This window comes from Pseudomonas sp. BF-RE-21 (genome assembly GCF_019947305.1).
GTDB lineage: Bacteria > Pseudomonadota > Gammaproteobacteria > Pseudomonadales > Pseudomonadaceae > Aquipseudomonas > Aquipseudomonas migulae.
Genome location: NZ_JAGYGF010000046.1, coordinates 25,563 through 49,745 on the forward strand (window position 1 = coordinate 25,563; position 24,183 = coordinate 49,745).

The window sequence follows — 24,183 nt, forward strand, 5'->3', positions numbered from 1 at the left end:
TCAGGCACCTGTCTTGTTCAAAGATTGACGATTGATTCGGGCACGCAGGGTCAGGGCCGCCAGGGTCCCGAGCAGGCCGACGAACGCGATGTAGCCGAAATACAGCTTGTAACCAAAGGCACCGGGGAAATGTTCGGTGAGGTAGCCGTTGATCAAGGGAATGAAGGCGTCGGGCAAGTAACCGACCACCGAGACAATCCCAATCGCCAGGCCGGTGATGCGCAGCGGAATGTTGCAGGTGTCGAGGATCGCCCAGTACAAACCGCGAATGGCGTAGGTCATCAGGCCGATGAAGATCACCGTACCGATCAGCAGGCCCATGCTGTTGAGCGCCGGGAACACGATCAGGCCGACCATCGCCAACGTCGCGAAGAACAACGCCACGATCAGCACCGAAATGTTCGAGAACTTGTCACCCAGCCAGCCACCGCCGATGCCACCAATCGGGCGCATCCACAGCTTGATGGTGGTGATGGTGCCGGCCATGACCGCCGTCATGCCGCCGCCCTGCAGGTAATCGGAGAAGCTGTAGGTGGCCCAGAAGATGTGATAACCGCAGAACACGATGGCCGTCACCAGCCACAACTCGGGGATTTTCACCAGCGTGGCCAGGTCGCTGAGCAGGTTGTACTTGCCCTTCTCCACCGCCGCCGTGTCTTCCATCGACTTCGGGTCCTTGATCAACACCAACACACAGCCGATGGCGATACAGGTGAAGGCGTAGAGGTAGACCACGTGTTTGAAACCTTCAGCGGCGGACTCGCCACGGGTTTCGGTGGCGAAGGCAAACAGCCCCAGCGCAACGGTCGCCAGCAACGCTTCGACCAGGCCGCGACCACCATCGAGGATGCCAAAGAACCGGCCTTGCTCAGTGTGATGGGCAATCATCTTCACGCGCTTGAGCACCGAGGCCCAGAACGTCAGGCCGGTGGTCAGGCCCCAGCAACCGAAGATGATCATCAAGCCGGTCAACGATGGCGCGGTGGAATACCACAGGCCCAGGGCACCGGTGGCGACCAGCGAGAAGAAGATCAGGAAACGCGGGGCAATGCGATCGGCCAGCCATCCGCTGGGCAAGTAACTCAGGAGGAAAATCGTGCCGAGCATCGAGTACAGATAACCCAGTTCGCTGTGGTTGATCTGGAACACTTCGAGCATGGTGGTCTGGTAGACCTGGCGCAGATAGAGGATCGGGTAGATCGCCCCGGCGGCCAGCACCAACAGCATCAGCTGGATGTAACGACTTCCCTTGTCACTGTGGCTTTTTGAACCCGCGTTCGAACCCTGAACAGCGGCAACAGTGGTTGCAGGCTTGGACATCTGTGAGACCTCGGGCAGCCCGGTGGTCCGGGCGCCCCAAATAATTGTTTTTATGGGTGTGGCGTGAGGCGTGTTGCGGGTGGATCAATACTTCATGACCACCAGACGGGTCTGGGTAAATTCGAGCATGCCGTGCTTGCCGTCATCGCCGCCCAGGCCCGAGCGTTTCCAGCCGGCGTGGAAGCCCTGATACGGGTCCGCCGGGGTGCGATTGACGTACAACTCGCCGGCCTCGATGGCGTTGGCGACTTTCATCGTGGTGCGGTAGTTCTCGGTGTACAGCACCGACGACAGCCCGAACTGGTGATCGTTGGCCATGGCCAGCGCTTCGTCGATGTCGCGGTACTTGAGCACCGGCAGCACCGGGCCAAAGATTTCTTCCTGGATGATTTCCATGTCCTGACGGCAACCGCTGAGCAGGGTCGGCGGGTAAAAATGGCCTTTGCCTTGCGGGATAAAACCGCCTGTTTCCAGTACAGCACCGTCGGCGACAGCGCGCTTGACCATGGCGTGGATGTTTTGCTGCGAACTGGCGTTGACCAGTGGCCCCATAAAGGCGGGATCCAGGGCGCGATCGCCGAACTCCACGGCGCTGATTTTTTCTTTCAGCAGGCCAAGGAATTTCTCGTAGACGCTTTCCTGCACATAGACCCGCTCGACCGCCGTGCACAACTGGCCGCAGTGCGTGGTCTTCGACGCGATGATGTCGCTGGCCGCTTTTTCCAGATCGGCGTCGGCCTCGATGATCGCCGGGGTCTTGCCGCCCAGCTCCAGCGACGGTTTGGCGATGTTGGCCTTGCAGTAGTCGAGCACGATACGCCCGGCGTTGACGCTGCCGGTCAGGGTGATCAACCCCACGGCCTTGTGCGTGCAAACGGCAGCAGCGGTAGCGTGATCCATGGTCAGGATGTTGATCACCCCCGCCGGCATTGCGGATTGTTGCACAGCCTTGGCGATTTCGAACGCCGAGATCGGCGTGTTGTTGCTCGGGCGCACCACCACGGTGTTGCCGGCAATCAGCGCCGGGGCGATTTTGCGCAGCAAGGTGTAGACCGGGTAGTTGAACGGGATCAGGCACGCGACCACGCCAATCGGCTCGCGGTGCAGGAACAGGTTTTCGTTCGGGGTGTCGCTGGGAATGATCTCGCCTTCGATGCGGCGCGCCCATTCGGCGTGATAACGGGTGATTTGTGCTGCGTAGCGAGCTTCGTTGCTGGCGTCGGCGACACTTTTGCCGGATTCGGCGGCCAGCGCCTTACCAATGCTCTCGGCGCAGGCATCGAGTGCATCGGCAAACGAGCGCAGGTGTTCGGCGCGTTCGATGCTGGTGAGCTTGCCCCAGACTTTCTGGGCCGTGGCGGCAGCGTCGACCGCGTGGGTCGCTTCATCGGCGGTGGCCGCTGAAACATGACCTAAAAGCACTTCAGTCGCGGGGTTGTACACCGCGATCAGCGCTTCGCTGGCAGGTTCAATGAAGTGACCGTTTACAAAATTTCGCTCGAGTCGCATGTGCATCGCCCATCGTTGTTTTTATCCAGTGCTTGCAGTCTTGGCATCCGGAGCGGGTTGAACAAACGATTTATTGAGCGGTGCAACATTCGAAAAATGCAGGTTACCCATGTGAACGGTACGCGCCCCTGTAGGAGCGAGGCTTGCCCGCGAAGGCGGAGTGTCAGTCAACATTGATGTTGCCTGATACTCCGCCTTCGCGGGCAAGCCTCGCTCCTACAGGGGGTTGTGGTGTTCAGGTGGCAGCGGTCGAGGGCTCGAGTTGTCGTTGCGCCAACCAGATTTCTTCCTGCAACCACTCGCTGAACAGCTGCAATTGCGGCATCTGCGTCTGTTCCGGCCGGGTCACCAGCCAGTAGGATTGATGCCCTTCCACGTGCACGTTCAGCACTTGGGTCAACTGCCCACTGGCCAGTTCCGAAGCGACCATGTGCCAGTCGGCGATGGTGATGCCCAAACCGTCGACGGCCGCGCGGATGGCCAGGTCCAGCAGGTCAAACTCGTAGCCGCCCTGGGTATCGACGCCGGTGATGCGCGCGGCGTCCAGCCAGTGTTTCCAGGTCAGGTAACGCTGGTCTTCCCGGGCCAGCACGTGCAGCAAGGTCAGGCGATTAAGGTCAATGCCCTGCTCGCTCCACTCCCGCGCATACAAGGTCGGCGCGCACACCGCGATATGCCGCTCCTGGATCAGCAGCGAACTGTCCAGCCCATCCCACTCACCGTCGCCGAAACGAATCGCGCAATCCAGCGTACTGGTTTCCGCGAGGCTGTCCTGCAAGCGTGTGGTAATGCTCAACTCCAGTTCCGGATGCTTCTCGCGCAGCCGCCCCAGACGCGGCATCAGCCAGCGGTTGGTGAAGGTCGGCGGCGCGTTGATGTGCAGGCGATTGGAATGGGTTTTCTGCTGGATGCTGCGCACCGTCAGCTCGATCTTGTCGAAGGATTGATGCAGCGCCCGTAACAGCACTCGCCCGGCGCTGGTCAGGTCGAGGTGATGATGGCGCCGCTCCAGCAGGTTTTCGCCCAATTGCTCTTCGAGTTGGCGCACCTGCCGGCTGACGGCGCTCTGGGTGACATTGAGCAACTCGGCGGCCCGGGTGAAGCTGCCGGTGCTGCCGGCCACTTCGAAGGCTTTGAGGGCATTCAGACCAGGCATTTTGCGTTTCATGAAAGGCACTCGTGGAAGGCTGACGAGGTACCAAGCATCCCACGCCTCGTAGGAAATTTCCCCAGTAACATGCATTTTTGTGTTGTGTAGGACAATCCAGCAGCACCGAGAACCGCTTTTCTGTAGGAGCGAGCCTGCTCGCGATAGCGGACTATCTGACACATAAATGTCGACTGGCACACCGCAATCGCGAGCAGGCTCACTCCTACAGGGGTTGAGTCCAGCCTGTCTATTTCAAGCTCTGACATAGCCCTGCGCCAGTAACATGCATTTATCGAACGTTTGCGCGTTGAATTTATCGTTTGTCGATCTTTGCGCCGATGACAAAACTGCGGCCATCTCAAATAAAAACAACATGAGAGCTGCCCCATGCCCCATCTCGACGAGCTAACAACTCTGGACGGCGCCCTGCCGCATCCAGCAGTCAACGACCTGTGCACCCAAGTCAAAAGTGGCGAGATCAACCGCCGGCAATTCTTGCGCACCGCCGCCCTCCTCGGCATCACCGTCGCCAGCGCCAGCACCTTCCTCGGTTCCGCCCTGCTCGGTAATTCCGCCCACGCCGCCGAGGCCATCCCGCCACGCCAGGGCGGTACGTTGCGTTTTGCCTGCGCCATCCAGGAAATCCAGGACCCGATGCTGATCACCTGGATCGAAGCCTCGAACCTGCTGCGCAACTCCCTGGAATTCTTGACCTGGGTGGATGCCGACAACATCACCCACCCCTACCTGGCCGAGAGCTGGAGCCCGTCCGAAGACCTCAAGACCTGGACCTTCAACCTGCGCCAGGGCGTCAAGTGGAGCAACGGCGACGAGTTCACCAGCGACGATGTCGAACACAACATCCATCGCTGGATCGCCGCCGACTCCAAGTCGGTCAACCGCACCGCGTTCCAGGACATCGCTGCTTTCGAAAAAGTCAGCCCGTACCAGTTCCGTCTGTTGCTCAAGCGGCCGATTCTGGCCATCCCGGAAATGCTCAGCGCCTTCACCTGCACCCTGGTTCACCGCAGCTTCAAAAACGGTGATGACTGGGCGAAAAACCCGATTGGCACCGGGCCGTTCAAGCTGGTGTCGTTTGCGGTGAACAAGCAAGCCACCTTCGCCAAACGCGCAGATTACTGGCGCAAACCGGCCAATCTCGACGAATTGCGCTACGTCGACATGGGCACCGACATTTCCACCCATCTCGCGGCGCTGCAAGCCGGGCAAGTGGACGTGCTTTACCGCGTGACCGTGGCCGAACTGGACCTGGCCAAGCGCTTGCCGGGCGCGCAGTTGCTCAGTTGCAAGTCCGCGCAGACCGTGGTCATGCGCATGGCCTGCGACCAGAAGCCGTTCACCGATGTGCGTATCCGCAAAGCCGTGGTGCTCTGCGCCGACAATGCGCAGATGCTGAAAATCGCCTATCGCGGCATGGGCACGCTGGGCGAAGACCACCACGTCGCGCCTTCCCATCCGGAATATGCGCCGCTGCCCAAGCGTGAGCGGGATATCGCCGGGGCGAAAAAACTGCTGGCCGACGCCGGTTACCCGAATGGCATCGACATCGACCTGATTGTCGGCAACACCCAGGGCCGCTACGAACAGGACTGCGCGCAGATCCTGCAGCAGAACTGCCTGGAGGCCGGCATCCGCATCAACCTGAAAGTCATTCCGGCCACCCAATACTGGCCGATCTGGGACAAGGCGGCGTTCAGCCTGACCTATTGGGCGCATCGCCCGCTGGGCGTGATGTCGCTGGAACTGGCCTACCGCAGCGGTGCGGCCTGGAACGAAAGCCACTACAGCGACCCGGCCTTCGACGCCGCGCTGGACAAGGCCATGGGCATCATCGATCCGAAACAACGGGCCCTGGCGATGCAGGATGTCGAGCGCATCCTGCAGGACGCCGCGGTGATGGTGCAGCCGTTCTGGGGTGACAAGTTCACCGCCACCAGCAAGAAGGTCCAGGGTTTCCAGGTTCACCCTTCGGACTTCTACCCAATGGATGAAGTCTGGCTGAGCGCCTGACGCGCAGCCCCAAACGTGCCCGCCCACCAACCGGTGCGGCGGGCCGGCATCCCTTGATTAGCCGGAGCCTGCAAGCATGGCTGAATTTCTGTTACGCAAATTGATGGCGCTGGTCGCGACCCTGTTGTCGGTGTCGCTGATCGTGTTTGTCGCCCTAGAACTGAACATCGAAGACGTCGCCATCAACGTCCTCGGCCCCTACTCCGCCGCCGACCAGCGCGCCGCGTGGCTGGTGGAACATGGCTACAACCAACCGTTCCTGTGGCGTTACCTGGTGTGGCTGAAAGATTTCGTCAGTGGCGACTGGGGCACCTCGGTGCACTTTCGCGAACCGGTGATCAACCTGCTACTGCCCAACCTCGGGCAAACATTGATCCTCGCCGGGCTGGCCCTGTTGGTGATGGTGCCGGTGGCCCTGACCCTGGGCATTCTGGCCGGCATTCGCCAGGGTTCGGCGATAGACCGCCTCGTGTCGTTCCTGTCGATCGTCACCACCTCGATTCCGGACTTCGCCAGTGCCGTGTTCGTCTCCGCGATCTTCGTGTTCTGGCTCAACTGGCTGCCAGGCGTGAGCAGCATGAGTGATGGCTTCAACGGCGCCGAGCTGGCCTTGCCGCTGATGGTGTTGTGCCTGTTCGGCATCGGCTACCTGGCCCGCATCACCCGCGCATCGATGGTTGAAGTCATGCAGGCGCCGTACATCCGCACCGCTCGCCTCAAAGGCGCATCGACCTCGCGCATCGTGCTGCGCCATGCCTTGCGCAACGTCCTCATCGCCCCGATCACGGTGATCATGCTGTACATCCCGTGGTTGCTGTCGAACGTGATCGTGGTCGAAGTGTTCTTCGCCTACAAAGGCTTCGGCTCGTTGCTGTACACCGCTTCGCTGAACCACGACGTTTACCTGATCGAAGCCTGCGCGATGATCAGCGGCGCAGTAGTCGGCGCGACGAAAATCTTTTCCGACCTGGCCTACACCTGGCTCAACCCGCGCATCACCTTGCGCAGTCTTGGCGGAGGTGGCCAATGAGCTTCCTGCAATCGTTCAAACATCCCTTGGCCTTGCTCGGTTTGCTGCTGGTGGGCGGCTGGGTGCTGACCGCCACGTTTGCACCCTGGCTGGCCCCCCATGACCCGCTGGAAAGTTTCAGCCCGTTGCTCACGCCGATGAGCGCCGACGGCAATGGCCAGAGTTTTCTGCTGGGCACCGACATGATTGGCCGGGACATTCTTTCGCGGCTGGTCTGGGGCACGCGCACCGTGTTGTTCTGGTCGATCCTGGCAACGCTGACCGCGTTTGCCGTGGGCATTGCCATGGGCCTGTGCGCCGGTTACTTCAACGGCAAGGTCGATGCCTTTCTGTCGTACGTCGCCGACACCGTGCTGTCGTTCCCGGTGCTGGTGTTGTACATCGTGATCATCATCGCCCTCGGCGCTTCGGCGCTGAACATTCTGATTGCGGTGACCTTCACCAGCGCCCCGGCGATCTTCCGGATCATGCGCGCCCTGACCATCGACATCCGCTCCCGGGATTACGTGCTCAGCGCGATCACCCAGGGTGAAGGTTCGTTGCGCATCATGCTGGTGGAAATCCTGCCCAACTGCGGCGGCCCGCTGATCGTCGATTTCTGCCTGCGTATCGGCTACACCGCGATCATGATCGGCGCCCTCGGTTTCCTCGGCCTCGGCCTGCCACCACCGACCCCGGACTGGGGCGGCATGATCAACGAAGGCCGCAGCATGGCCATCGCGTTTCCGCACCTGGTGATCTTCCCGTGCATTGCCATCTCCACCCTGATGCTGGGCCTGAGCCTGTTGGCGGACGGTCTGGACGAACACGCCCAGAAAGGCGCAAGGAGCTGAGCATGAATCAACAACAAGTCTTGAAGGTGGAGAATCTCTCCATTGAATTGCCGGCCGGCGCCGACCGCAGCCACGCCGTGCAAGGCATCAGCCTGGATGTGCGCAAGGGCGAAATCCTTTGTGTGATCGGCGAGTCCGGCTCCGGTAAATCGGTGCTTTCTGCGGCGATCATGGGCGACTACGCCAAAGGCCTGCGCCACAGCGAAGGCGTGATCGATTTTCTCGGCGATGACATCTGCCGCATGGAAGAAAACGCCCTGCGTCAGTTGCGCGGTAATCGCATCGCGATGATCTTCCAGGAGCCCATGGCCGCGTTGAATCCGGCGATCCGTATCGGCCAGCAAGTCGAGGAGATCTTCGACATCCACGCCCCGCAGATGCCCGCCGCCGAGCGCCGCGAACGTATGCTCGCGCTGCTCGACTCCACCCACTTGCCGGACCCGCCACGGATCGCCAACAGCTTTCCCCATCAACTCTCCGGCGGCCAATGCCAGCGGGTGGTGATTGCCATGGCCCTGGCCATGAACCCCGACCTGTTGATCGCCGACGAACCGACCACAGCCCTCGACGTCACCACCCAGGCGCAAGTCCTGAAACTGGTGCGTGAACTGCGCGGGCGGGGCCAGCACGGCATCCTGTTCATCACCCACGATTTCGGCGTGGTCGCGGAAATCGCCGACCGCATCGCAGTGATGGAAGGTGGCCGCCTGGTGGAAATCGGTGAGCGCGATCAGGTGCTCAACGCCCCGGCGCACCCTTACACCCGCAAACTGATCGCCGCCGTGCCGGCCCTGCACCCGGAACTGCACGTGCCCAGCGCCGACGGTGAACTGGCGCTGCGCATCGAGCACCTGAACAAAACCTACAACGTCGGCGGCTGCTCGGTGGCGGCGCTCAGGGATGTCTCCCTGCAACTACCACGGGGCAAGACCCTGGCCATCGTCGGCGAGTCCGGTTCGGGCAAGAGCACGTTGGTCAAAGCGGCGATTCGCCTGGTGGACAGCGACAGCGGCCACGTGTGGGTCGGCGACACGGATTTCCTCGCCTTGCGCGGCTCGGCACTGGCGGCCAACCGGCGGCGCATCCAGATGATTTTCCAGGACCCGTACGGCTCACTCAATCCGCGCCATCGGGTCGGCGACATCATTGCCCGCGCCGCGCAACTGCGCGGGTTGTCGGCCAAGGATGCGTGGACCGAGGCTGGCGACTTGCTGGAGCAGGTCGGGCTCAAACGTGATGCGCTCAAGCGCAAGCCCCGGCAGTTTTCCGGAGGTCAGCGTCAACGCATCGGCATTGCCAGGGCACTGGCGATGCGCCCGGAAGTGTTGATCGCCGATGAAAGCGTCTCGGCGCTCGATGTCTCGGTACAGAAACAGGTGCTGGAGTTGCTCGCCGAGCTGCAACAGCGACTGAACCTGAGCATTTTGTTCATCACCCACGACCTGCGCGTGGCGGCGCAGATCAGTGACTACATCGCGGTGATGCGCCAGGGCGAAGTGGTGGAATACGGCACGGCGGAACAGGTGTTGCTGCGCCCGCAAAACACCTACACCCAGACCTTGCTGGCGGCGGCCCCCGGCGCTTCGGCGATACCGGTGGTGCCTGTCGCGGAGCCCGCGTTGAGGCTGATCCGGCCTCAAGCCAACTAAGCCCATAACCCTTTCCCCAGGTCGCAGCGTTCGCTGCGGCATGGGTTGCTGTTGCCAACAATAATCAGAAAATCGGGAGTATCACAGTGCGCGCAATCACCCCTCGTGCTATCCGTTCCATTGCTTTGATTCCAGTGCTCGGCGCCCTCGCAGCCCCGGCCATGGCGGTTCAAGTGACCGACAACCTCGACCTCGGCGGCGCCGTGCGAGCCCGTTGGGACTATGACCCGGACCGCGACATTCAGAAATTCGGCCTGGACACCGTGTTCCTCAGCGCCAAGTACAACTCCGACACCTGGATTGGTGAGGCGCAGTACCGTTTCTACGGACGCTCCTACCCTTACCAGTACACCAAGGACTACGGCGACATCCAGTTCGCCAAGTACGCGTGGGCCGGCTACAAGTTCAACCCGGACCAGCAAGTGCAGGTAGGTTTGAACACCGTGCCGTTCGGTTTGCAGCCGTACTTCGGCAGCACCTTCTATGAAACCCTCGGCAACGTCATCGGCCTGGAAGACGTGCAACAGATCGGCGCCAAGTACATCCAGCAAAGCGGCGACTGGAACGTTCAGGCCGGCTACTACCTGCGCCCGGCATGGCAAGGCAAAGGCACCAGCAAAGGCGTGACGTATTCCAGCGTGGTGTCCGGAGCGGACAGCTACGTCAGCGATGGCAGCGACAACCAGGAACGCAACACCATCGTACTTCGGGTGGCCAAGGCGCTGGACCTGGGGCCGTGGAAATCCGAAGTCGGGATCTCTGGCCTGACCTCGACCCTGAAAAACAAGGACACCGACAACGACGGCCGACGCAACGCCGTGGCCGTGCACTACCTGGGCAAGAACGGTCCGTGGGGCGTGCAACTGCAAGCGGCGCGGCAACAGATGTCGCCGCGCAACGCCGGTACCGATGAACTGGTGACGCTGGGCGGTTACGACGGCACTTACAACGTCGCCAGTCGCGGCAATTTGTACGTGGCGGACCTGAGCTACGACGTCAGCGGCAAATACTTGTTCGACCTGGTCAGCGGCGTGAAGCTGTACGCCAACTACAGTGCCTTCGACAAATCCGCCGATGAGTTCAAGACCTCGCAGCGGATGATTCTCGGCACCTCGTTTTCCTTCAGCAAACTGTGGATCGCGACCGAGTGGCTGTATGGCAAGAATGACCCGTACATCGGTGGCAGCAGCTACACCCAGAGTCTGGGTGCTGGCGGGACGGATCATTGGGAGAATCAGCTGTACATGAACATCGGGTATTACTTCTGATCCGGGATTTTCGGCGTCCATGAGGACGCCTTCGCGGGCAAGCCTCGCTCCTACAGGTTTTGTGTCGATCCCGAATTTTGCGAACGACACAAAACCTGTAGGAGCGAGCGGTGCGGCGATCCGACTTGCCCGCGAAAGCGTCAGCCCAAACACCACTTGCATCAGCCCCTTGCTAATAGTCAGATAGGCACCACAAAACCATCCAAAAACAACAAACCGGCCCGACGCATCACCCGAGGCCAGTGCGGAGCCCTCCTTCCATGCGTCAACTGCCCTCGCTCAACATGCTGCGCGTCTTCGAAGAGGTCGCGCGGCATCGTAGTTTCAGCCAGGCAGCCTTGGGGTTGAACGTCACCCAGGGCGCGGTGAGTCGTCAGATCAAGCAGCTCGAAGACTACCTCGGCGTGGCGCTGTTCATCCGCACCCCACAAGGCCTGTCCCTGACCGAAACCGGCCTCGCCCTCTCCCCGCAACTGAGCGACGCCTTCGACCACGTCGAACGTGCCCTGCAAGCCGTGCGCGTGCCCAACCTGCGCCAACGCCTGCGCATCGTCGCACCGCCGACCTGGGCCACGCGCTGGTTGTCGGCGCACCTGCGCGTCTTTTGCCAACGCTACCCGGACATCAGCCTGAGCGTGACCAACCAAAGCGGCCACGACAACCTTGCGGAAATCGACTGCCACATCCGCTTCGGCCTCGAAGCGGCCAGCCACTGCAGCAGCCAGTTACTGGTGATGGAACGGCACATGGCGGTGGCCAGCCCGGAGTTGTTCGTCAACGGCCAACCGCCGGACTTGCGGCGGTTTCCGTTGCTGCACATCCTGCATGACGGCAAACGGTTGAAGGTTTGGGAGAACTGGCTGGCGGCAATGGGCCGGGACGATGTCGATGCGGGGCAAGGGCTGGAATTCAGCACGCTGGATCAGGTGATCCACACTGCTCTGGCGGGTGGTGGATTAGCCGTGATTGACCGGCAGATGATCGAGAAGGAATTGGCGAATGGCAGTTTGTTGCCGATCACCCCGGTGGAAGTGATCGGGCCGTATGGCTATTGGCTGGATGTGGCGAATGACAAGCAGGGCTTGTCGAAAGTGCGGTTGTTTACGGAGTGGCTGGGGGTGGTCAGCAATCCCTGAAACACCAATTTTCCTTGTAGGAGCGAGCTTGCTCGCGAAGGTGTGTCAGCAACATTAATGTCGACTGACACACCTTCGCGAGCAGGCTCGCTCCTACAGGGGGGCACCGTGCTGTTACAGGCCGCCCATCAGCAGGTATTTGAGTTCCAGGTAGTCTTCCAGACCGTACTTCGATCCCTCGCGACCAAGGCCCGATTCCTTGATGCCGCCGAATGGCGCCACTTCCGTGGAAATGATCCCTTCGTTGATCCCGACCATGCCGGCTTCCAGGCCTTCGGCCATGCGCCACACGCGGCCAATGTCGCGGCTGTAGAAGTAGGCCGACAAACCGTACGGCGTGTCGTTGGCTTTTTGCAGCACTTCGGCTTCGTCCTTGAAGCGGAAGCACGCGGCCACCGGGCCAAAGGTTTCGTCCTGGGCAATCAGCATTTCGCTGTTGGCTTCGGCGAGGATGGTCGGCTGGTAAAACGTCCCGCCGAGTGCGTGGCGACGGCCGCCGCACAACAGTTTGGCGCCCTTCTCCAGTGCATCGCCGACGTGCAGTTCAACCTTGGCCAGCGCCGCTGCGTTGATCAGCGGACCTTGCTCGGTTTCGCCGTCCAGCGCACTGCCGACCCTCATCGCCGCCACGGCTTCAGCGAGTTTGCCGGTGAAGGCTTCGTAGACGCCGTCCTGAATGAAGAAGCGGTTCACGCAGACACAGGTTTGCCCGGTGTTGCGGAATTTCGAGGCCATCGCGCCTTTGACGGCGGCGTCCAGATCGGCGTCGTCGAAGACAATGAACGGCGCATTGCCGCCCAGTTCCAGCGAGACTTTTTTCAGGGTGTCCGCCGCCTGACGCATCAGCAACTTGCCGGTACGGGTGGAGCCGGTGAATGACAGTTTGCGCACGATGCCCGAGGCTTGCAGCGCCCCGCCAATCGCCACGGCATCACCGGAAACGATGTTGAACACACCGGCCGGAATGCCCGCCTGCTCGGCCAGCACCGCCAAGGCGAAGGCCGACAACGGCGTCTCTTCCGAGGGTTTGAGAATCATCGTGCAACCGGCCGCCAGCGCCGGGCCGACCTTGCGAGTGACCATTGCCAGCGGGAAGTTCCACGGGGTGATCGCAGCGACCACGCCGATGGCTTCCTTGACCACGATGATCCGCGCGTCAGCCTTGTGGCTCGGGATCACGTCGCCGTAAGCGCGCTTGGCTTCTTCGGCAAACCACTCCAGAAAGCTTGCGGCGTAGACCACTTCGCCCATGGCTTCGGCCAGGGGCTTGCCCTGTTCGCGGCTGAGCAGCGTCGCCAAATCCTTCTGGTTACCCAGCATCAGCTCGCTCCAGCGCTTGAGCTTCTGGCTGCGTTCCTTGGCGGTCAACTTGCGCCAGGCCGGCAACGCACGGTTGGCGGCGTCGATGGCGCGGTTGGTTTCTTCAGCGCCGGCCTTTTGTACGTCGGTGATCAACTCGCCATTGGCCGGGTTCAGCACCGGGTAAGTGGCACCACCGCTGGACCATTGGCCGTCGATGAAATTGCCGTGACGGATCAACGAGCTCATGCCACAGCCTCGGTCAGATTGAAGCGTTCAAGACCCGGACGGGCCGAACGCAAGATACGTTTACCGGCGGTGTAATCGTTGATCACGTCGCACGGGGTGTAATTGCGTTCCAGTTCGTGCAGCTCTTCGGCATCGAGTCTGGTTTCCAGCGCGGCCAGGGCGCTGTCGAACTGCTCGGTGGTGTCAGCGCCGACCAGCATGCAATCCACACCGGGATGGTTGGCGACCCAGGCCTGAGCTATCTGTGCGTTGGACACACCACGGGCACGGGCCACGCGTTGTACCGAATGGGCGATTTCGAACGAGGCTTCGTCGCTGTACATCTGCTGAGTGAAGAAGTCGGTCTGGTTGCGGGTCGACTGAGCGTCGCCGGTCAGCAAGCCACGGGCCAGCGGGCTGAATACCGAGACGCCCAAACCCTGGTCGCGGCAGAACGGAATCATCTCGCGTTCTTCTTCGCGGTAGGCGCAGTTCAGTTGCAGCTGCATGTTGATCGGTTTGACCCAACCGTTGCGCTCACAGGCCATGAGGATTTTCGCCAACTGCCCGGTGAGCATGGTCGACACGCCGATGTAACGCGCCTTGCCGGAACGCACGATGTCGTTCATCGCGCTCATGGTTTCTTCGACCGGGGTGTTCACGTCGAAGTAATGCAGCATGAACACGTCGACATAATCCATGTTCAGACGCTTAAGCGACGCATCGATGCTGTCCATGATGTGCTTGCGCGAATGGCCGCTGGCGTTGATGCCGGAGCGGGTGCCGTAGCCGACTTTGGTGGTGATCACCAGGTCTTCGCGACGTGCCAGGCGCTTGACGATGCGCCCCACTACTTCCTCGCCGACACCGGCGGAATAGAAGTCCGCGAGGTCGATGAAGTTCACCCCGTTGTCCAGCGCGTGCGCGACGATCGGCTCGCTTTTCTTCTCATCGAAGATCCACGGTTTCCAGTCCGGGGTGCCCATGTTCATGGTGCCCAGGCACAGGCGGGAGACTTCAAGGCCGGAGTTGCCCAAACGAATGTATTGCATGATTCGGACCTCAGGCTTTTGGCGTGTAGAAAGGGTTGCTGATGTGATTGACCACATCGGCCAGTTGCGCGGTTTCCGGTTTGCCGGTCAGCGCGGCACGGATCGCCGTGCGGCAGGCGTTGTAGTTGTTCAGGTACACCGCATCGAGGTCATCGCAGGCCGGGTTGACCCAGTTGGCGGTGACGATGGCCCACTCGTCTTCGGCTTCCGGCGGCAAGGTGCCGTCGAGCAGCGCTTCGAGCACCGCCTTGGCGATGCCGGCCTGCGACGCGCCCCAGGTGGCGTTGCCGTGCAGGTCACTGCTGATCGCGGCTTTGTTCACGTAAAGGGTCATCGGCTTGACCGGGATGTTCGGCTGAGCGATCACCATGAACGGGCAATGGCCCTGGCTTGGCGATGCCAGACTGTTGGCAAACGCCTGCCCTGCCGGGCCGTTGCGCGGGCCGATCAGGATGTTGATGTGCGCGGCGTTCACGCCTGGGCCTTCGAAACCTTCACCGATGTACAGGTCGAGTTCTTTCATGGGTCGTTACTCTTCAGTGATTTTCTGGATGATCAGAAGTGCACGCAGACAGAGGAAGTCGCGTGGTTTTGGTCGGGGGTTGAAGAGCGCAGGACGTGGCGGAGGGAATCAGTCATGGGTGCAAACGCTCTTTTTTGTTGTTGATGAGCTGTGTTTGCGATTTTTTAACACTGGGGGTTGGTAGGGCTGTAACCATTAAAAGTCATGGGGGCATGACTTAAAGTCATACCCTGCAATGCACAACACTGTAGGAGCAGAGCTTGCTCGCGAAAGCGGTGTATCAGGCAACGATGATGTCGGCTGACACTCCGTCTTCGCGAGCAAGCTCTGCTCCTACAGGGATCGCGTTGTAATGAATTACTGCGACATGGCGTCCTTTTTCATGGCGTCCTTGGACATCGCGTCTTTTTTCATTCCGTCCTTGCTCATCGAATCCTTGGACATGGCATCTTTTTTCATCGCGTCCTTGGACATGGAATCCTTTTTCATCATCGAGTCTTTTTTCATGGCGTCCTTGGACATCGAGTCCTTGCTCATGCTGTCGTTGCTCATGCCATCACTGGTTGTCGTCTCGGCGGCAAACACGCTGGCGGCGCCTACGGCGAGGCACATGGACAATACGACGGTGGTCAACTTTTTCATGATGAAACTCCTTGAAGCACAGGTTGCGATTGAACGCAGCGTGAGCCGCGCTGTGAAGTTGGCGGGTGCCGTCAGCTGCCACCGAACCAGTTGTAGCCCTGGTCTTCCCAGTAGCCACCGCTGTAGGTGTTGCTGACGAAAATCGCCTGAATATGTTTGGGGTTTTTGTAGCCGAGCTTGGTGGGCATGCGCAGCTTCATCGGAAAGCCGTATTCGCGCGGCAGCACCGCGCCGTCATAGGTCAGCGCCAGCAACGTCTGTGAGTGCAGCGCGGTGGCCATGTCGATGCTGGTGTAGTAATCGTCGGCGCATTTGAAACCGACATATTTGGCATCGGTGTCGGCTCCGACCCGCTTGAGGAAATCGCTGAACCGCACGCCGCCCCAGCGCCCGATCGCGCTCCAGCCTTCGACGCAGATATGCCGGGTGATCTGCTCGTTCTGCGCCATCGCGCGCAGCTCTTCGAGGCGCCAGCTGCGCTTGTCGGCGACCAGGCCGGTGACTTCCAGTCGATAGCTTTCTTCCTCAACGATGGGTGCCTCGTCGATGCCGTAAAACGCATTGAACGGAAACGGCCGGGTGATCATCGACGCCGGATAGGTCGGTGCCAGTGCATTGGGATTGAACAGCCAGCCCTGCACCCGATCGTTGAAGCGCGACATGGACGACAACGCGGTCTCGACGCTTTCGTTGTCGGTCAGGTTGCAGCCCGACAACATGGCTACGCCGCCGAGGGTCAGCCCACGCATCAGGAACGAACGGCGGGAGCGGTCTTCGATCTGTGGCGCAATGATTTTCCGGGCGTCTTTGAGGATGGATGACTCATCCAGACCTTCGATGGGCTTTTTCATACGGGCTCCTTGCGACCGACAATCATGGCCAGCAGCGTTTTGGGAACGAGCGCGACCATCACCAGATGCACCGCGACAAACGCCACCAACAGCGCCATTGCGATGAAATGCACATGCCGCGCTGCTTCATAACCGCCGAGTAATTCACGCAACAGCGGAAACTGGACGGACTTCCACAACACCAGCCCGGAGACCACCAGCAGCGTGATATCGAGCATCACAAACAGGTAAGCCAGCCGTTGCACCTGGTTGTAATGACTCAGGTCGGCATGCCCCAGCCGCCCGCGCAATGCGGCCCACAGGTCCTGCAGAACACCTTTGGGCGACACCGGGAAAAAGCGTCGAGAGAGACGACCGCTGGCGAGGTTGATAATCAGGTAGACAAGGCCGTTGATCGCGAGAAACCACATCGCCGCGAAATGCCATTGCAACGCCCCGCCGAGCCAGCCGCCCAGCGTGATGCCCTTGGGAAAACTGAAGTCGTAGAGCGGCGATGCGTTGTAGATGCGCCAACCGCTGGTGACCATGACCAGCACCGCCAGGGCGTTCAGCCAATGGGTCAGGCGCAGCCAGCGCGGATGGGATGAAGCAGGTATCGGCGACATGATCGGCTCCCGGCGGTTGTTGTTATTCGTTGGAGCCGAGTATGGGAGCCGACAGATCGCCAAATCCTCACGTAAAGTTAAATTAACCGTGATAACTACCCCCCGCTCCCACAGTGTTTTGTGTTGTCAGCCTAAGGTGTGCATTTGTGGTTAAAATGCCGCCCCCTCAAATGACCGACACCGCCCGATGAACTCAGACGCGCTCACCACCCTCCACGACCATCTGCTGACCGCCCTGGCCGCGGCACCCGCAGAAACCCGCCGACTGTTCCACGGTCGCGGACGGTGCTGGCCGGGGCTGGAGCAATTGACCGTCGACTGGCTGCAAGGCGTGGTGCTCGTGTCGCTGTTCAAGGAACCGGAAGCGGCACAGCTGGAAGCGCTGAAACAGGGGTTGATGGCGCTCACTCAATCGCCGGCGTGGGCGACATCCGGCGCGCATACGTTGGCGCTGCAACATCGCTACCTGCTGCAAAGCACCACCGAATGGCTGGTCGGGGAAGTCATCGATGACATGACCATCACCGAGGGCGGCCTGCGTTATCGCGTAGACCTGGGCCGCAAGCAGAACACCGGGCTGTTCCTCGACATGCGTTACGGCCGCGATTGGGTGCGCGCCAATGCCGAGGGCAAGCGCGTGTTGAACCTGTTTGCCTACACCTGCGGTTTTTCCGTGGCGGCCATCGAGGGCGGTGCCGAACACGTGGTCAACCTGGACATGTCCAGCCCGGCCCTGAACCGTGGCCGCGACAATCACCGGCTCAACGGCCACGACATGAGCAAGGTGAGTTTCCTCGGCCACGACCTGTTCAAGTCCTGGGGCAAGGTGATCGGTAAAGGCCCTTATGACCTGGTGATCATCGATCCGCCGTCCTTCCAGAAAGGCAGTTTTCTTTTGACCAAGGATTACCAGCGCGTGCTGCGTCGGTTGCCGGAATTGCTCACGCCACAGGGCACGGTGCTGGCCTGCATGAACGACCCGGCGTTTGGCGCGGATTTCCTGATTGATGGCGTCATGCGCGAGGCGCCGAGCCTGCGGTTCGAGCAACGGCTGGAGAATCCGCCGGAGTTTCCGGATGCGGATGTCGAGTGCGGGTTGAAGGCGTTGGTGTTTCGGCAGTAACACCGCGCCGCGCCCATCGCGAGCAGGCTCACTCCCACATTGGAATGCGATCGAATGTGGGAGTGAGCCTGCTCGCGATGGGGGCCTGACAGGCAACAAATCTCTTTGATTGGCCAGTCAACGCGGCTGCAACACCAACGCAAACAACTCCCCATGCCCGTTCACGTTGAGCTTGTGATAGACGTTGCGCCGATGCACTTTCACCGTTTCCGGCGAGATCCCCAATTGCTGGGCAATCGCCTTGCTTGAAAAGCCCTGAAGAATCAGGCGCGCCGTTTCGATTTCGCGCACTGTCAAACGCGCATCAAAGCGATCCAGCAACGTCGCCAGATCCCCGGCCACGGCTTCGGCAACCGGGCCTTCTGGCGGCATCAATTGCAGGTGACGGCGCATCGCCGCCAGCACCCAGTCACGCACACAAAGCAGACGACCCTGCTCTTCCAGGGTAAAACGCGTCGAACGGCCGAGTGACAAACCGAGCACGGAATCTTCGACGTTGATCATGAACTGCAACTCGTCGTCGCCCACCACCGAGCGGAAGTAACTCAGGTAGTACTCGCTCTGCTGAAACTGGTCTGGCGCCAGCGACTCTAGGCTGTGCAAGCCATCGGCAATGCCTGCACACGCGGCCTGATAAAACGGATCGAGCAGGTACATGCCGGCGCTGTAACCGGCCAGTTCCTCATGCTCGTCGGCGCTGCCCTTGGCGTCGAAATCGATCAGCAGGCGTGGCACTCGCCCCGGCCTCATCACCGCAACCAATGCGTTGTCCAGCGGCACCAGCAACCGCAGCGTGTCGACCAGTGCGCGCCAGAAACCGTCCCGGCCCAACGCGCCAAACACCCGCGCCAGGCCCTGGTGCACCGGCAACTCTTTCAGCAACGCGTCCACGCTCTACCCCTTTCGAGTAACCCATGATGGGAATGGGTGAGTCCCCGGCCTGCCGATACGCTGCAAGCACCTGTTCATCACCGGCCTGCAGCAGGCCAGGAGTGCCGCATCATGAGTCGTCGCCTTCCACAGATCAATCTCGGGTTGAGCGCCTGTTTGTGCGTTTCGCTGTCGGCGTTGGCTGCCGAAAGCCCGACGGTTCACGTTTACAACTGGTACGACTACATCGGTCCCAACACCCTGCACGACTTCAAGCGCGACACCGGGATCGAGCCGGTTTACGACACCTTCGACAGCGCCGAAGTACTGGAAGGCAAACTGCTCACCAGCCGCAGCGGCTACGACGTGGTGGTGGCCAGCAACTTCAGCCTGCCGACCCTGATCAAGGCCGGCGCCCTGGCACCATTGCCCCACGCGCAGATGCCAGACTTCAAAAACATGGATGCTGACCTGCTGGCGAAACTGGCCAACAACGATCCGGGCAATCAGTACGCCGTGCCGTACCTGTGGGGCACCAACGGCATCGGCTACAACGTCGATAAAGTCCGCGCCGCGCTGGGCGACAAGGCACCGGTGGATTCCTGGGAGCTGGTGTTCAACGAAGCCAACCTGGCCAAGCTCGGCCAGTGCGGCGTGGCCATGCTCGACTCGCCGTCGGAGATGCTACCGGTGGCCCTGCACTACCTCGGCCTGCCGCCCAACAGCACCAATCCCGAGGACTACAAGAAGGCCGAAGCGCTGCTGCTCAAACTGCGTCCGCACATCGCCTATTTCAACTCGTCGAAATTCATCAGCGACCTGGCCAACGGCAACATCTGCGTCGCGGTGGGTTGGTCCGGCGCGATGCTGGAAGCCAAGACCAACGCCGAGCAGGCCAACAATGGCGTGAAGATCGCCTACAACCTGCCGAAGGAAGGCGCGCCGGTGTGGTTCGACACCCTCGTGTTGCTCAAGGACGCACCGCACCCGCAGCAGGGTCTGGCCTTCATCGACTACCTGATGCGCCCTGAAGTGATTGCCCCGGTCAGTGATCACCTCAACTACCCCAACGGCAACCGTAGCGCCACGTCGCTGGTGGCCGAAGCGACTCGCAATAACCCGGCGGTGTACCCGTCCGCGCAAGCCTTGGCCACGTTATTCACCCTCCAGCCGCTGCCGCCGGCTACCGAACGCGTGCGTACGCGGATCTGGAGCAAGGTCAAAAACGGTCAGTAATCCACCGCAAAAAACCTGTGGGAGCGAGCCTGCTCGCGATGGCGGTGTGTCAGGCAATGAAGATGTCGACTGACACACCGCCATCGCCGGCAAGCCGGTCTCACTCCCACAGGGATTGCGTTTGGCCCAACGATTTTTTCTGCCACGAATTGAAGATGAGAGAAACAATGAAACCACGTGCCCGCGACCTGAACCTCCAGTTCGGCCAACTGCAACCCGGCCCGCTCAATGCCATCACCGATGTGCCCGGCGTGCGGGTCGGCCACAGCGATGTGCGAGGCCGCACCGCCAACGGTCGCGACATCCTGACCGGCGTCACCGTGATCGAGCCGCGTGCCGGTTCCACCAGCCAGCAACCGTGTTTTGCCGGCGTCCATGTGCTCAACGGCAACGGCGACGCCACAGGTCTGGAATGGATCCGCGAAGCGGGTCTGCTCACCAGCCCGATCGCCTTCACCAACACCCACAGCCTGGGCGTGGTGCGCGATGCGTTGATTGTGCTGGACCGCGAACAGCAACCGGATGACGGGCGACTTTACTGGAACATGCCGGTGGTGCTGGAAACCTTCGACGGCTTGCTCAACGACATCAACGGTTTCCACGTCAAACCCGAGCACGTGGCCCAAGCCCTGCGCACGGCGACAAGCGGGCCGGTGAAAGAAGGTGCGGTGGGTGGCGGCAGCGGCATGATCTGTCACGAATTCAAAGGTGGCATCGGCACCGCTTCGCGACGTTTGAACGCCGGTCAGGGTGGTTGGACAGTGGGCGCCATCGTCCAGGCCAACCACGGCATCCGCAACGAATTACGCGTCGACGGTTACCCGGTCGGGCGCTATATGGAAAAGGCTGACTCACCATTCCTCAAGGCATCGCTGCCGCATCCGGGCATGGGTTCGATTGTGGTGTGCCTGGCCACCGATGCACCGTTGCTGCCACATCAATGCACCCGCCTCGCCCAGCGCGCCAGCCTCGGTCTGGCGCGGACCGGTGGCGGTAACGAAGACCACAGCGGCGATATCTTCATTGCCTTTGCGACCGGTAACGATGTGCCACCGGCTGCTTATGAGAGCAAGAAGTCGCCGACAACCGAGAGCCTGAGCATGGTCAACAACGACCACATCAGCGAGTTGTTCCTTGCCGCTACCGAAGCCGTGGAAGAAGCAATCATCAACGCCCTGCTGGCCTGCGACACCGCCGAGGGCAATGGCCATACGGTGCCGGGGCTGGACGCCGAAACACTGCTCAACGCCTTGCGTCGTGCGGGCTGGCCGGGACGCGACTAGCGGTACTTGAGTGCCAAACTCCATCTTCCTACGATGATTCTACGCAGCCGTTTGTTTGCTCAACTCGAGCGGTTGCGTAGGTGGTGAGTGATCTGAACCCCTACCAAGCTCACCGCCTGTTTCACGTGCATCTTGAGCCTCAAGGGCTCTACTTTTTCCCCATCAAAGAGCCTTGAGGCTCTTTTTTTTTTGCATGGGTGACAGACCCAGAAAAAGCCCGGTATCTGAACGTAGTAATGCTGTTCAATTGTGATTTTTTTGGATTGGGTGGGGGGCATATCCGTTGCTGCGGTGATGCTGCTATTGGTTTCGCTTTTACAGCGAGTCACTTTCGAAAAGCGCGAAAGTAACCAAAGCGCTTTTGCCCCTTTCGTTCGGTGCCTCGCTGTGGCTCGGCATACCCTCGCTCCGGTCCTGCTCCGTGGGCCCGCCGCCATCGGCCATCCATGGCCGGGGGCGGCTAACCCGGCATCCTTGCCGGGTTGCCCACTACGCAGAACCTCCACTCGGCCTCTCGAGGGGGCGACTACCGCCACAGCCGCCGAGGCGGCCTGAAAGCCGACCTGGCTCATTTTGCGTACGCGTTCTCCTTCACTGCTGCGTTCACTCATTCCGGACATGTACACCAATCTCCTGTAGGAGCCGGCTTGCTGGCGATGGCGTCCTTTCAGGCGATAAATGCGCGACTGACCCACCGCTATCGCCAGCAAGCCGGCTCCTACACGAGGATTGGGTTCACACGATTCAAAATTGTAGGAGCCAGCTTGCTGGCGATGGACGTCAACGATAACGCGGGCTGTCTGAATGAACGCGTCGCCTAGACGTTTTTCGCCGGCAAGCCGGCTCCTACAGGGATCGGTGTACGCTTTTGATTTTCACCACTCATCAGGCCGAGCGTTAGCTCGCCTTCCGCTTTTGATCTGAGCGCCCCCTCGAGAGGCCGAGCGCAGGTTCTGCGTAGTGGGCAACCCGGCATGGATGCCGGGTTAGCCGCGCACGGCCAGGGATGGCCGATCGCGGCGGGCCCACGGAGCAGGACCGGAGCGAGGCACCGAACGAAAGGGGCAAAAGCCCTTGGTTACTTGGGGCTCTTCCAAGTGACTCGCCGTAAGGGCGAAACCAATAGCCGCCGTTACCGCAGCAACGGATATGCCCCCATTCAAAACCTCCCGTTAGCGCATGCCCTCCGAACAGCATTGCGCAATCAGGCCAGGCTTTTGGCAGGTCAACCGCCGGAAATCGACCGCCACGCCGCCTGTGCAAGCTCGTCCCTGTACACCTTCGGACTGCCCTTCACCCGACCCGACAACCACGTCCTGCAATAGTTGTCTGCCTGACCAATAATCAGAGACAGCATCAATTCAGCCGGAAAACCTTTCAACTCATCGCCTCTGGCCGAATCCGACAGCCATTCCAGCAATTGCTTGTTGCGCATCTTGTTACGGGTAGCCAGTTCGTCCTTCAAAGGCCCCTTGGTAACAGCAAATCGCGCGTGGTACTGGAAACGCGCCCATTCGGGTTGGCTGTCGACCCAATCCACGTAACTGTGCACCAGCGCATGCACGCCCTCTTGCGTGGTTTTCGCCTCGCTCAAATAGCTGTCGCGCAGCCTGGCCTGATCATCCAGAGCGGTGAAAAACAGCGCGGACACCAACCCTTCCTTGTTCCCGAAGTGGTGATAAATCGCGCCCACGCTGGTGTCGCATTCGGCGCGGATCATTTCAATGGTCGTGGCCTCGATCCCCTGCTCGTTGAACAGGGCGAGGGCCTTTCGAAAAATATCGCGCTTGAGTTCGGCGCGTCTTCCGGGGTAGCAGCGCTCGAGTAAATCTGACGTTTCCATGCTCAACACAGTCCCAAAAAATCGATGGTGAAGGCAGATGACTGCCATCGGACACGTGGCGACAGGTTGACAGATTTCCCGCCGACAGAATACTGTTCCGTTACAGAACAATATTCTGTAACGGAACACCATTCTGTTTTAAGCCCCTCAGCGAGGTTTCAAATGAGTCAGTTTCTCAGCATGTTCAACAGCGTGGGCCCGCAAGCATTCAGCAAAATGGCCTGTCAGGTTGCGCCCTACTTCAGCACCATCAACCCGCTGGTCACGGAGTTACGCAAAGGCTGCGCGACGGTGCAGGTGCCGTTCGCCAAGGAAATCACCAACCACTTGGGCACCGTGCACGCGATCGCGATGTGCAATGCGGCTGAATTGGCGGCGGGAATGATGACCGACGTGTCGATTCCCGAAGGCGCACGCTGGATTCCAAAAGGCATGACGGTGGAGTACCTGGCGAAGGCAAAAACCGACGTGACGGCGGTGGCCGATGGGGGTTCCGTGGACTGGACCACGGAAGGCGACAAGCTCGTGCCGGTGGACATTCACGACGTCGAGGGGAAGAAGGTGTTCACGGCGCGGATCACCATGAACGTGAAGCTTTCTTAAACGCTGACCGATTTGCCTGAGTGGACGCAAAACAACTGTGGGAGCGGGCTTGCTCCGGGCGGCGTTCCGACGAAGAGGGAGTATCAGTCAACTTCATCT

Annotated in this window: 21 protein-coding genes; 10 read left to right on the forward strand and 11 right to left on the reverse strand. The window is 60.6% G+C overall.

Annotated features, from left to right (window positions below; translation table 11 throughout):
• From KGB25_RS23400 to KGB25_RS23410, 3 genes are all read right to left on the reverse strand, one after another.
• On the reverse strand, nucleotides 1-1,320 hold the full coding sequence (locus tag KGB25_RS23400) for an MFS transporter (RefSeq protein ID WP_008043429.1): 1,320 nt from the start codon (nucleotides 1,318-1,320) through the stop codon (nucleotides 1-3).
• 84 nt (nucleotides 1,321-1,404) lie between these two features.
• A complete protein-coding gene (gene aldA, locus KGB25_RS23405; RefSeq protein WP_223436899.1) occupies nucleotides 1,405-2,829 on the reverse strand; it encodes an aldehyde dehydrogenase in 1,425 nt (474 codons plus the stop codon).
• Nucleotides 2,830-3,064: 235 nt separating this feature from the next.
• Entirely contained in the window at nucleotides 3,065-3,997 is a 933-nt protein-coding gene (locus KGB25_RS23410; RefSeq protein ID WP_223436878.1) for a LysR substrate-binding domain-containing protein, read from the reverse strand.
• 369 nt (nucleotides 3,998-4,366) lie between these two features.
• Here KGB25_RS23410 and KGB25_RS23415 point away from each other — a divergent pair, with 369 nt between their 5' ends.
• The 6 genes from KGB25_RS23415 (at nucleotide 4,367) to KGB25_RS23440 (ending at nucleotide 11,926) form a co-directional block, all read left to right on the forward strand.
• Nucleotides 4,367-6,010, forward strand: a complete 1,644-nt coding sequence (locus tag KGB25_RS23415) for an ABC transporter substrate-binding protein (RefSeq protein WP_207286505.1) — start codon at nucleotides 4,367-4,369, stop codon at nucleotides 6,008-6,010.
• Nucleotides 6,011-6,086: 76 nt separating this feature from the next.
• Nucleotides 6,087-7,040: an ABC transporter permease gene (locus KGB25_RS23420; RefSeq protein ID WP_223436880.1), complete on the forward strand. Its 954-nt coding sequence runs from the start codon at nucleotides 6,087-6,089 to the stop codon at nucleotides 7,038-7,040.
• Entirely contained in the window at nucleotides 7,037-7,873 is an 837-nt protein-coding gene (locus KGB25_RS23425) for an ABC transporter permease (RefSeq protein ID WP_008043419.1), read from the forward strand. Before KGB25_RS23420 ends, KGB25_RS23425 begins: the two co-directional genes overlap by 4 nt.
• 2 nt (nucleotides 7,874-7,875) lie before the next feature.
• The gene (locus tag KGB25_RS23430) at nucleotides 7,876-9,522 is read left to right on the forward strand and encodes a dipeptide ABC transporter ATP-binding protein (RefSeq protein WP_223436882.1); all 1,647 of its coding nucleotides are present in this window, start codon (nucleotides 7,876-7,878) and stop codon (nucleotides 9,520-9,522) included.
• An 86-nt stretch (nucleotides 9,523-9,608) separates the two neighbouring features.
• Nucleotides 9,609-10,790 (forward strand): hypothetical protein, encoded by a 1,182-nt coding sequence (locus KGB25_RS23435; RefSeq protein ID WP_207286507.1) that lies wholly within the window; start codon nucleotides 9,609-9,611, stop codon nucleotides 10,788-10,790.
• Between the two features lie 260 nt (nucleotides 10,791-11,050).
• Nucleotides 11,051-11,926 (forward strand): LysR substrate-binding domain-containing protein, encoded by an 876-nt coding sequence (locus KGB25_RS23440; protein ID WP_223436884.1) that lies wholly within the window; start codon nucleotides 11,051-11,053, stop codon nucleotides 11,924-11,926.
• 114 nt (nucleotides 11,927-12,040) lie between these two features.
• Here KGB25_RS23440 and KGB25_RS23445 read toward each other — a convergent pair whose 3' ends face one another.
• The 6 genes from KGB25_RS23445 to KGB25_RS23470 all read right to left on the reverse strand — a co-directional run bounded on the left by KGB25_RS23445 (nucleotide 12,041) and on the right by KGB25_RS23470 (nucleotide 17,126).
• Entirely contained in the window at nucleotides 12,041-13,474 is a 1,434-nt protein-coding gene (locus tag KGB25_RS23445) for an NAD-dependent succinate-semialdehyde dehydrogenase (protein WP_223436886.1), read from the reverse strand.
• The gene (locus KGB25_RS23450; protein ID WP_008043408.1) at nucleotides 13,471-14,505 is read right to left on the reverse strand and encodes an aldo/keto reductase; all 1,035 of its coding nucleotides are present in this window, start codon (nucleotides 14,503-14,505) and stop codon (nucleotides 13,471-13,473) included. The genes KGB25_RS23445 and KGB25_RS23450 overlap by 4 nt, the downstream gene beginning before the upstream one ends.
• Nucleotides 14,506-14,515: 10 nt before the next feature.
• On the reverse strand, nucleotides 14,516-15,028 hold the full coding sequence (fae, locus tag KGB25_RS23455) for a formaldehyde-activating enzyme (RefSeq protein WP_008043405.1): 513 nt from the start codon (nucleotides 15,026-15,028) through the stop codon (nucleotides 14,516-14,518).
• A gap of 357 nt (nucleotides 15,029-15,385) precedes the next feature.
• Nucleotides 15,386-15,670 (reverse strand): pentapeptide MXKDX repeat protein, encoded by a 285-nt coding sequence (locus KGB25_RS23460; RefSeq protein WP_223436888.1) that lies wholly within the window; start codon nucleotides 15,668-15,670, stop codon nucleotides 15,386-15,388.
• A 71-nt stretch (nucleotides 15,671-15,741) separates the two neighbouring features.
• The gene (locus KGB25_RS23465; protein ID WP_223436890.1) at nucleotides 15,742-16,521 is read right to left on the reverse strand and encodes a molybdopterin-dependent oxidoreductase; all 780 of its coding nucleotides are present in this window, start codon (nucleotides 16,519-16,521) and stop codon (nucleotides 15,742-15,744) included.
• On the reverse strand, nucleotides 16,518-17,126 hold the full coding sequence (locus KGB25_RS23470) for a cytochrome b/b6 domain-containing protein (RefSeq protein WP_223436892.1): 609 nt from the start codon (nucleotides 17,124-17,126) through the stop codon (nucleotides 16,518-16,520). Before KGB25_RS23470 ends, KGB25_RS23465 begins: the two co-directional genes overlap by 4 nt.
• A 187-nt stretch (nucleotides 17,127-17,313) precedes the next feature.
• Here KGB25_RS23470 and KGB25_RS23475 point away from each other — a divergent pair, with 187 nt between their 5' ends.
• Entirely contained in the window at nucleotides 17,314-18,249 is a 936-nt protein-coding gene (locus tag KGB25_RS23475; protein WP_192496267.1) for a class I SAM-dependent methyltransferase, read from the forward strand.
• Between the two features lie 117 nt (nucleotides 18,250-18,366).
• On the opposite strand, the gene KGB25_RS23480 is transcribed toward KGB25_RS23475, so the two are convergent.
• Nucleotides 18,367-19,140: a helix-turn-helix transcriptional regulator gene (locus tag KGB25_RS23480; protein WP_207286512.1), complete on the reverse strand. Its 774-nt coding sequence runs from the start codon at nucleotides 19,138-19,140 to the stop codon at nucleotides 18,367-18,369.
• Nucleotides 19,141-19,251: 111 nt separating this feature from the next.
• Here KGB25_RS23480 and KGB25_RS23485 point away from each other — a divergent pair, with 111 nt between their 5' ends.
• Nucleotides 19,252-20,355 carry a polyamine ABC transporter substrate-binding protein gene (locus KGB25_RS23485; RefSeq protein ID WP_223436894.1) on the forward strand — a complete coding sequence of 368 codons (1,104 nt, stop codon included), beginning with the start codon at nucleotides 19,252-19,254 and terminating at the stop codon, nucleotides 20,353-20,355.
• Nucleotides 20,356-20,522: 167 nt separating this feature from the next.
• Complete coding sequence (locus KGB25_RS23490) at nucleotides 20,523-21,638, forward strand: P1 family peptidase (protein WP_223436896.1); 1,116 nt, start codon at nucleotides 20,523-20,525, stop codon at nucleotides 21,636-21,638.
• A gap of 1,225 nt (nucleotides 21,639-22,863) precedes the next feature.
• Here the strand turns inward: KGB25_RS23490 and KGB25_RS23495 are convergent.
• Nucleotides 22,864-23,481: a TetR/AcrR family transcriptional regulator gene (locus tag KGB25_RS23495; protein WP_223436901.1), complete on the reverse strand. Its 618-nt coding sequence runs from the start codon at nucleotides 23,479-23,481 to the stop codon at nucleotides 22,864-22,866.
• A 162-nt stretch (nucleotides 23,482-23,643) separates the two neighbouring features.
• Between KGB25_RS23495 and KGB25_RS23500 the strand changes: the two genes are divergently transcribed.
• Nucleotides 23,644-24,084 carry a hotdog fold domain-containing protein gene (locus KGB25_RS23500; protein WP_008034574.1) on the forward strand — a complete coding sequence of 147 codons (441 nt, stop codon included), beginning with the start codon at nucleotides 23,644-23,646 and terminating at the stop codon, nucleotides 24,082-24,084.
• Nucleotides 24,085-24,183 lie beyond the last annotated feature (99 nt).

Coding starts and splice junctions, on each gene's coding strand:
- KGB25_RS23430 (WP_223436882.1), top strand. CDS start 7,876: ATGAATCAACAACAAGTCTTGAAGGTGGAGAATCTCTCCATTGAATTG.
- aldA (WP_223436899.1), bottom strand. CDS start 2,829: ATGCGACTCGAGCGAAATTTTGTAAACGGTCACTTCATTGAACCTGCC.
- KGB25_RS23415 (WP_207286505.1), top strand. CDS start 4,367: ATGCCCCATCTCGACGAGCTAACAACTCTGGACGGCGCCCTGCCGCAT.
- KGB25_RS23440 (WP_223436884.1), top strand. CDS start 11,051: ATGCGTCAACTGCCCTCGCTCAACATGCTGCGCGTCTTCGAAGAGGTC.
- KGB25_RS23410 (WP_223436878.1), bottom strand. CDS start 3,997: ATGAAACGCAAAATGCCTGGTCTGAATGCCCTCAAAGCCTTCGAAGTG.
- KGB25_RS23500 (WP_008034574.1), top strand. CDS start 23,644: ATGAGTCAGTTTCTCAGCATGTTCAACAGCGTGGGCCCGCAAGCATTC.
- KGB25_RS23470 (WP_223436892.1), bottom strand. CDS start 17,126: ATGTCGCCGATACCTGCTTCATCCCATCCGCGCTGGCTGCGCCTGACC.
- KGB25_RS23425 (WP_008043419.1), top strand. CDS start 7,037: ATGAGCTTCCTGCAATCGTTCAAACATCCCTTGGCCTTGCTCGGTTTG.
- KGB25_RS23495 (WP_223436901.1), bottom strand. CDS start 23,481: ATGGAAACGTCAGATTTACTCGAGCGCTGCTACCCCGGAAGACGCGCC.
- KGB25_RS23490 (WP_223436896.1), top strand. CDS start 20,523: ATGAAACCACGTGCCCGCGACCTGAACCTCCAGTTCGGCCAACTGCAA.
- fae (WP_008043405.1), bottom strand. CDS start 15,028: ATGAAAGAACTCGACCTGTACATCGGTGAAGGTTTCGAAGGCCCAGGC.
- KGB25_RS23450 (WP_008043408.1), bottom strand. CDS start 14,505: ATGCAATACATTCGTTTGGGCAACTCCGGCCTTGAAGTCTCCCGCCTG.
- KGB25_RS23445 (WP_223436886.1), bottom strand. CDS start 13,474: ATGAGCTCGTTGATCCGTCACGGCAATTTCATCGACGGCCAATGGTCC.
- KGB25_RS23485 (WP_223436894.1), top strand. CDS start 19,252: ATGAGTCGTCGCCTTCCACAGATCAATCTCGGGTTGAGCGCCTGTTTG.
- KGB25_RS23400 (WP_008043429.1), bottom strand. CDS start 1,320: ATGTCCAAGCCTGCAACCACTGTTGCCGCTGTTCAGGGTTCGAACGCG.
- KGB25_RS23460 (WP_223436888.1), bottom strand. CDS start 15,670: ATGAAAAAGTTGACCACCGTCGTATTGTCCATGTGCCTCGCCGTAGGC.
- KGB25_RS23475 (WP_192496267.1), top strand. CDS start 17,314: ATGAACTCAGACGCGCTCACCACCCTCCACGACCATCTGCTGACCGCC.
- KGB25_RS23420 (WP_223436880.1), top strand. CDS start 6,087: ATGGCTGAATTTCTGTTACGCAAATTGATGGCGCTGGTCGCGACCCTG.
- KGB25_RS23465 (WP_223436890.1), bottom strand. CDS start 16,521: ATGAAAAAGCCCATCGAAGGTCTGGATGAGTCATCCATCCTCAAAGAC.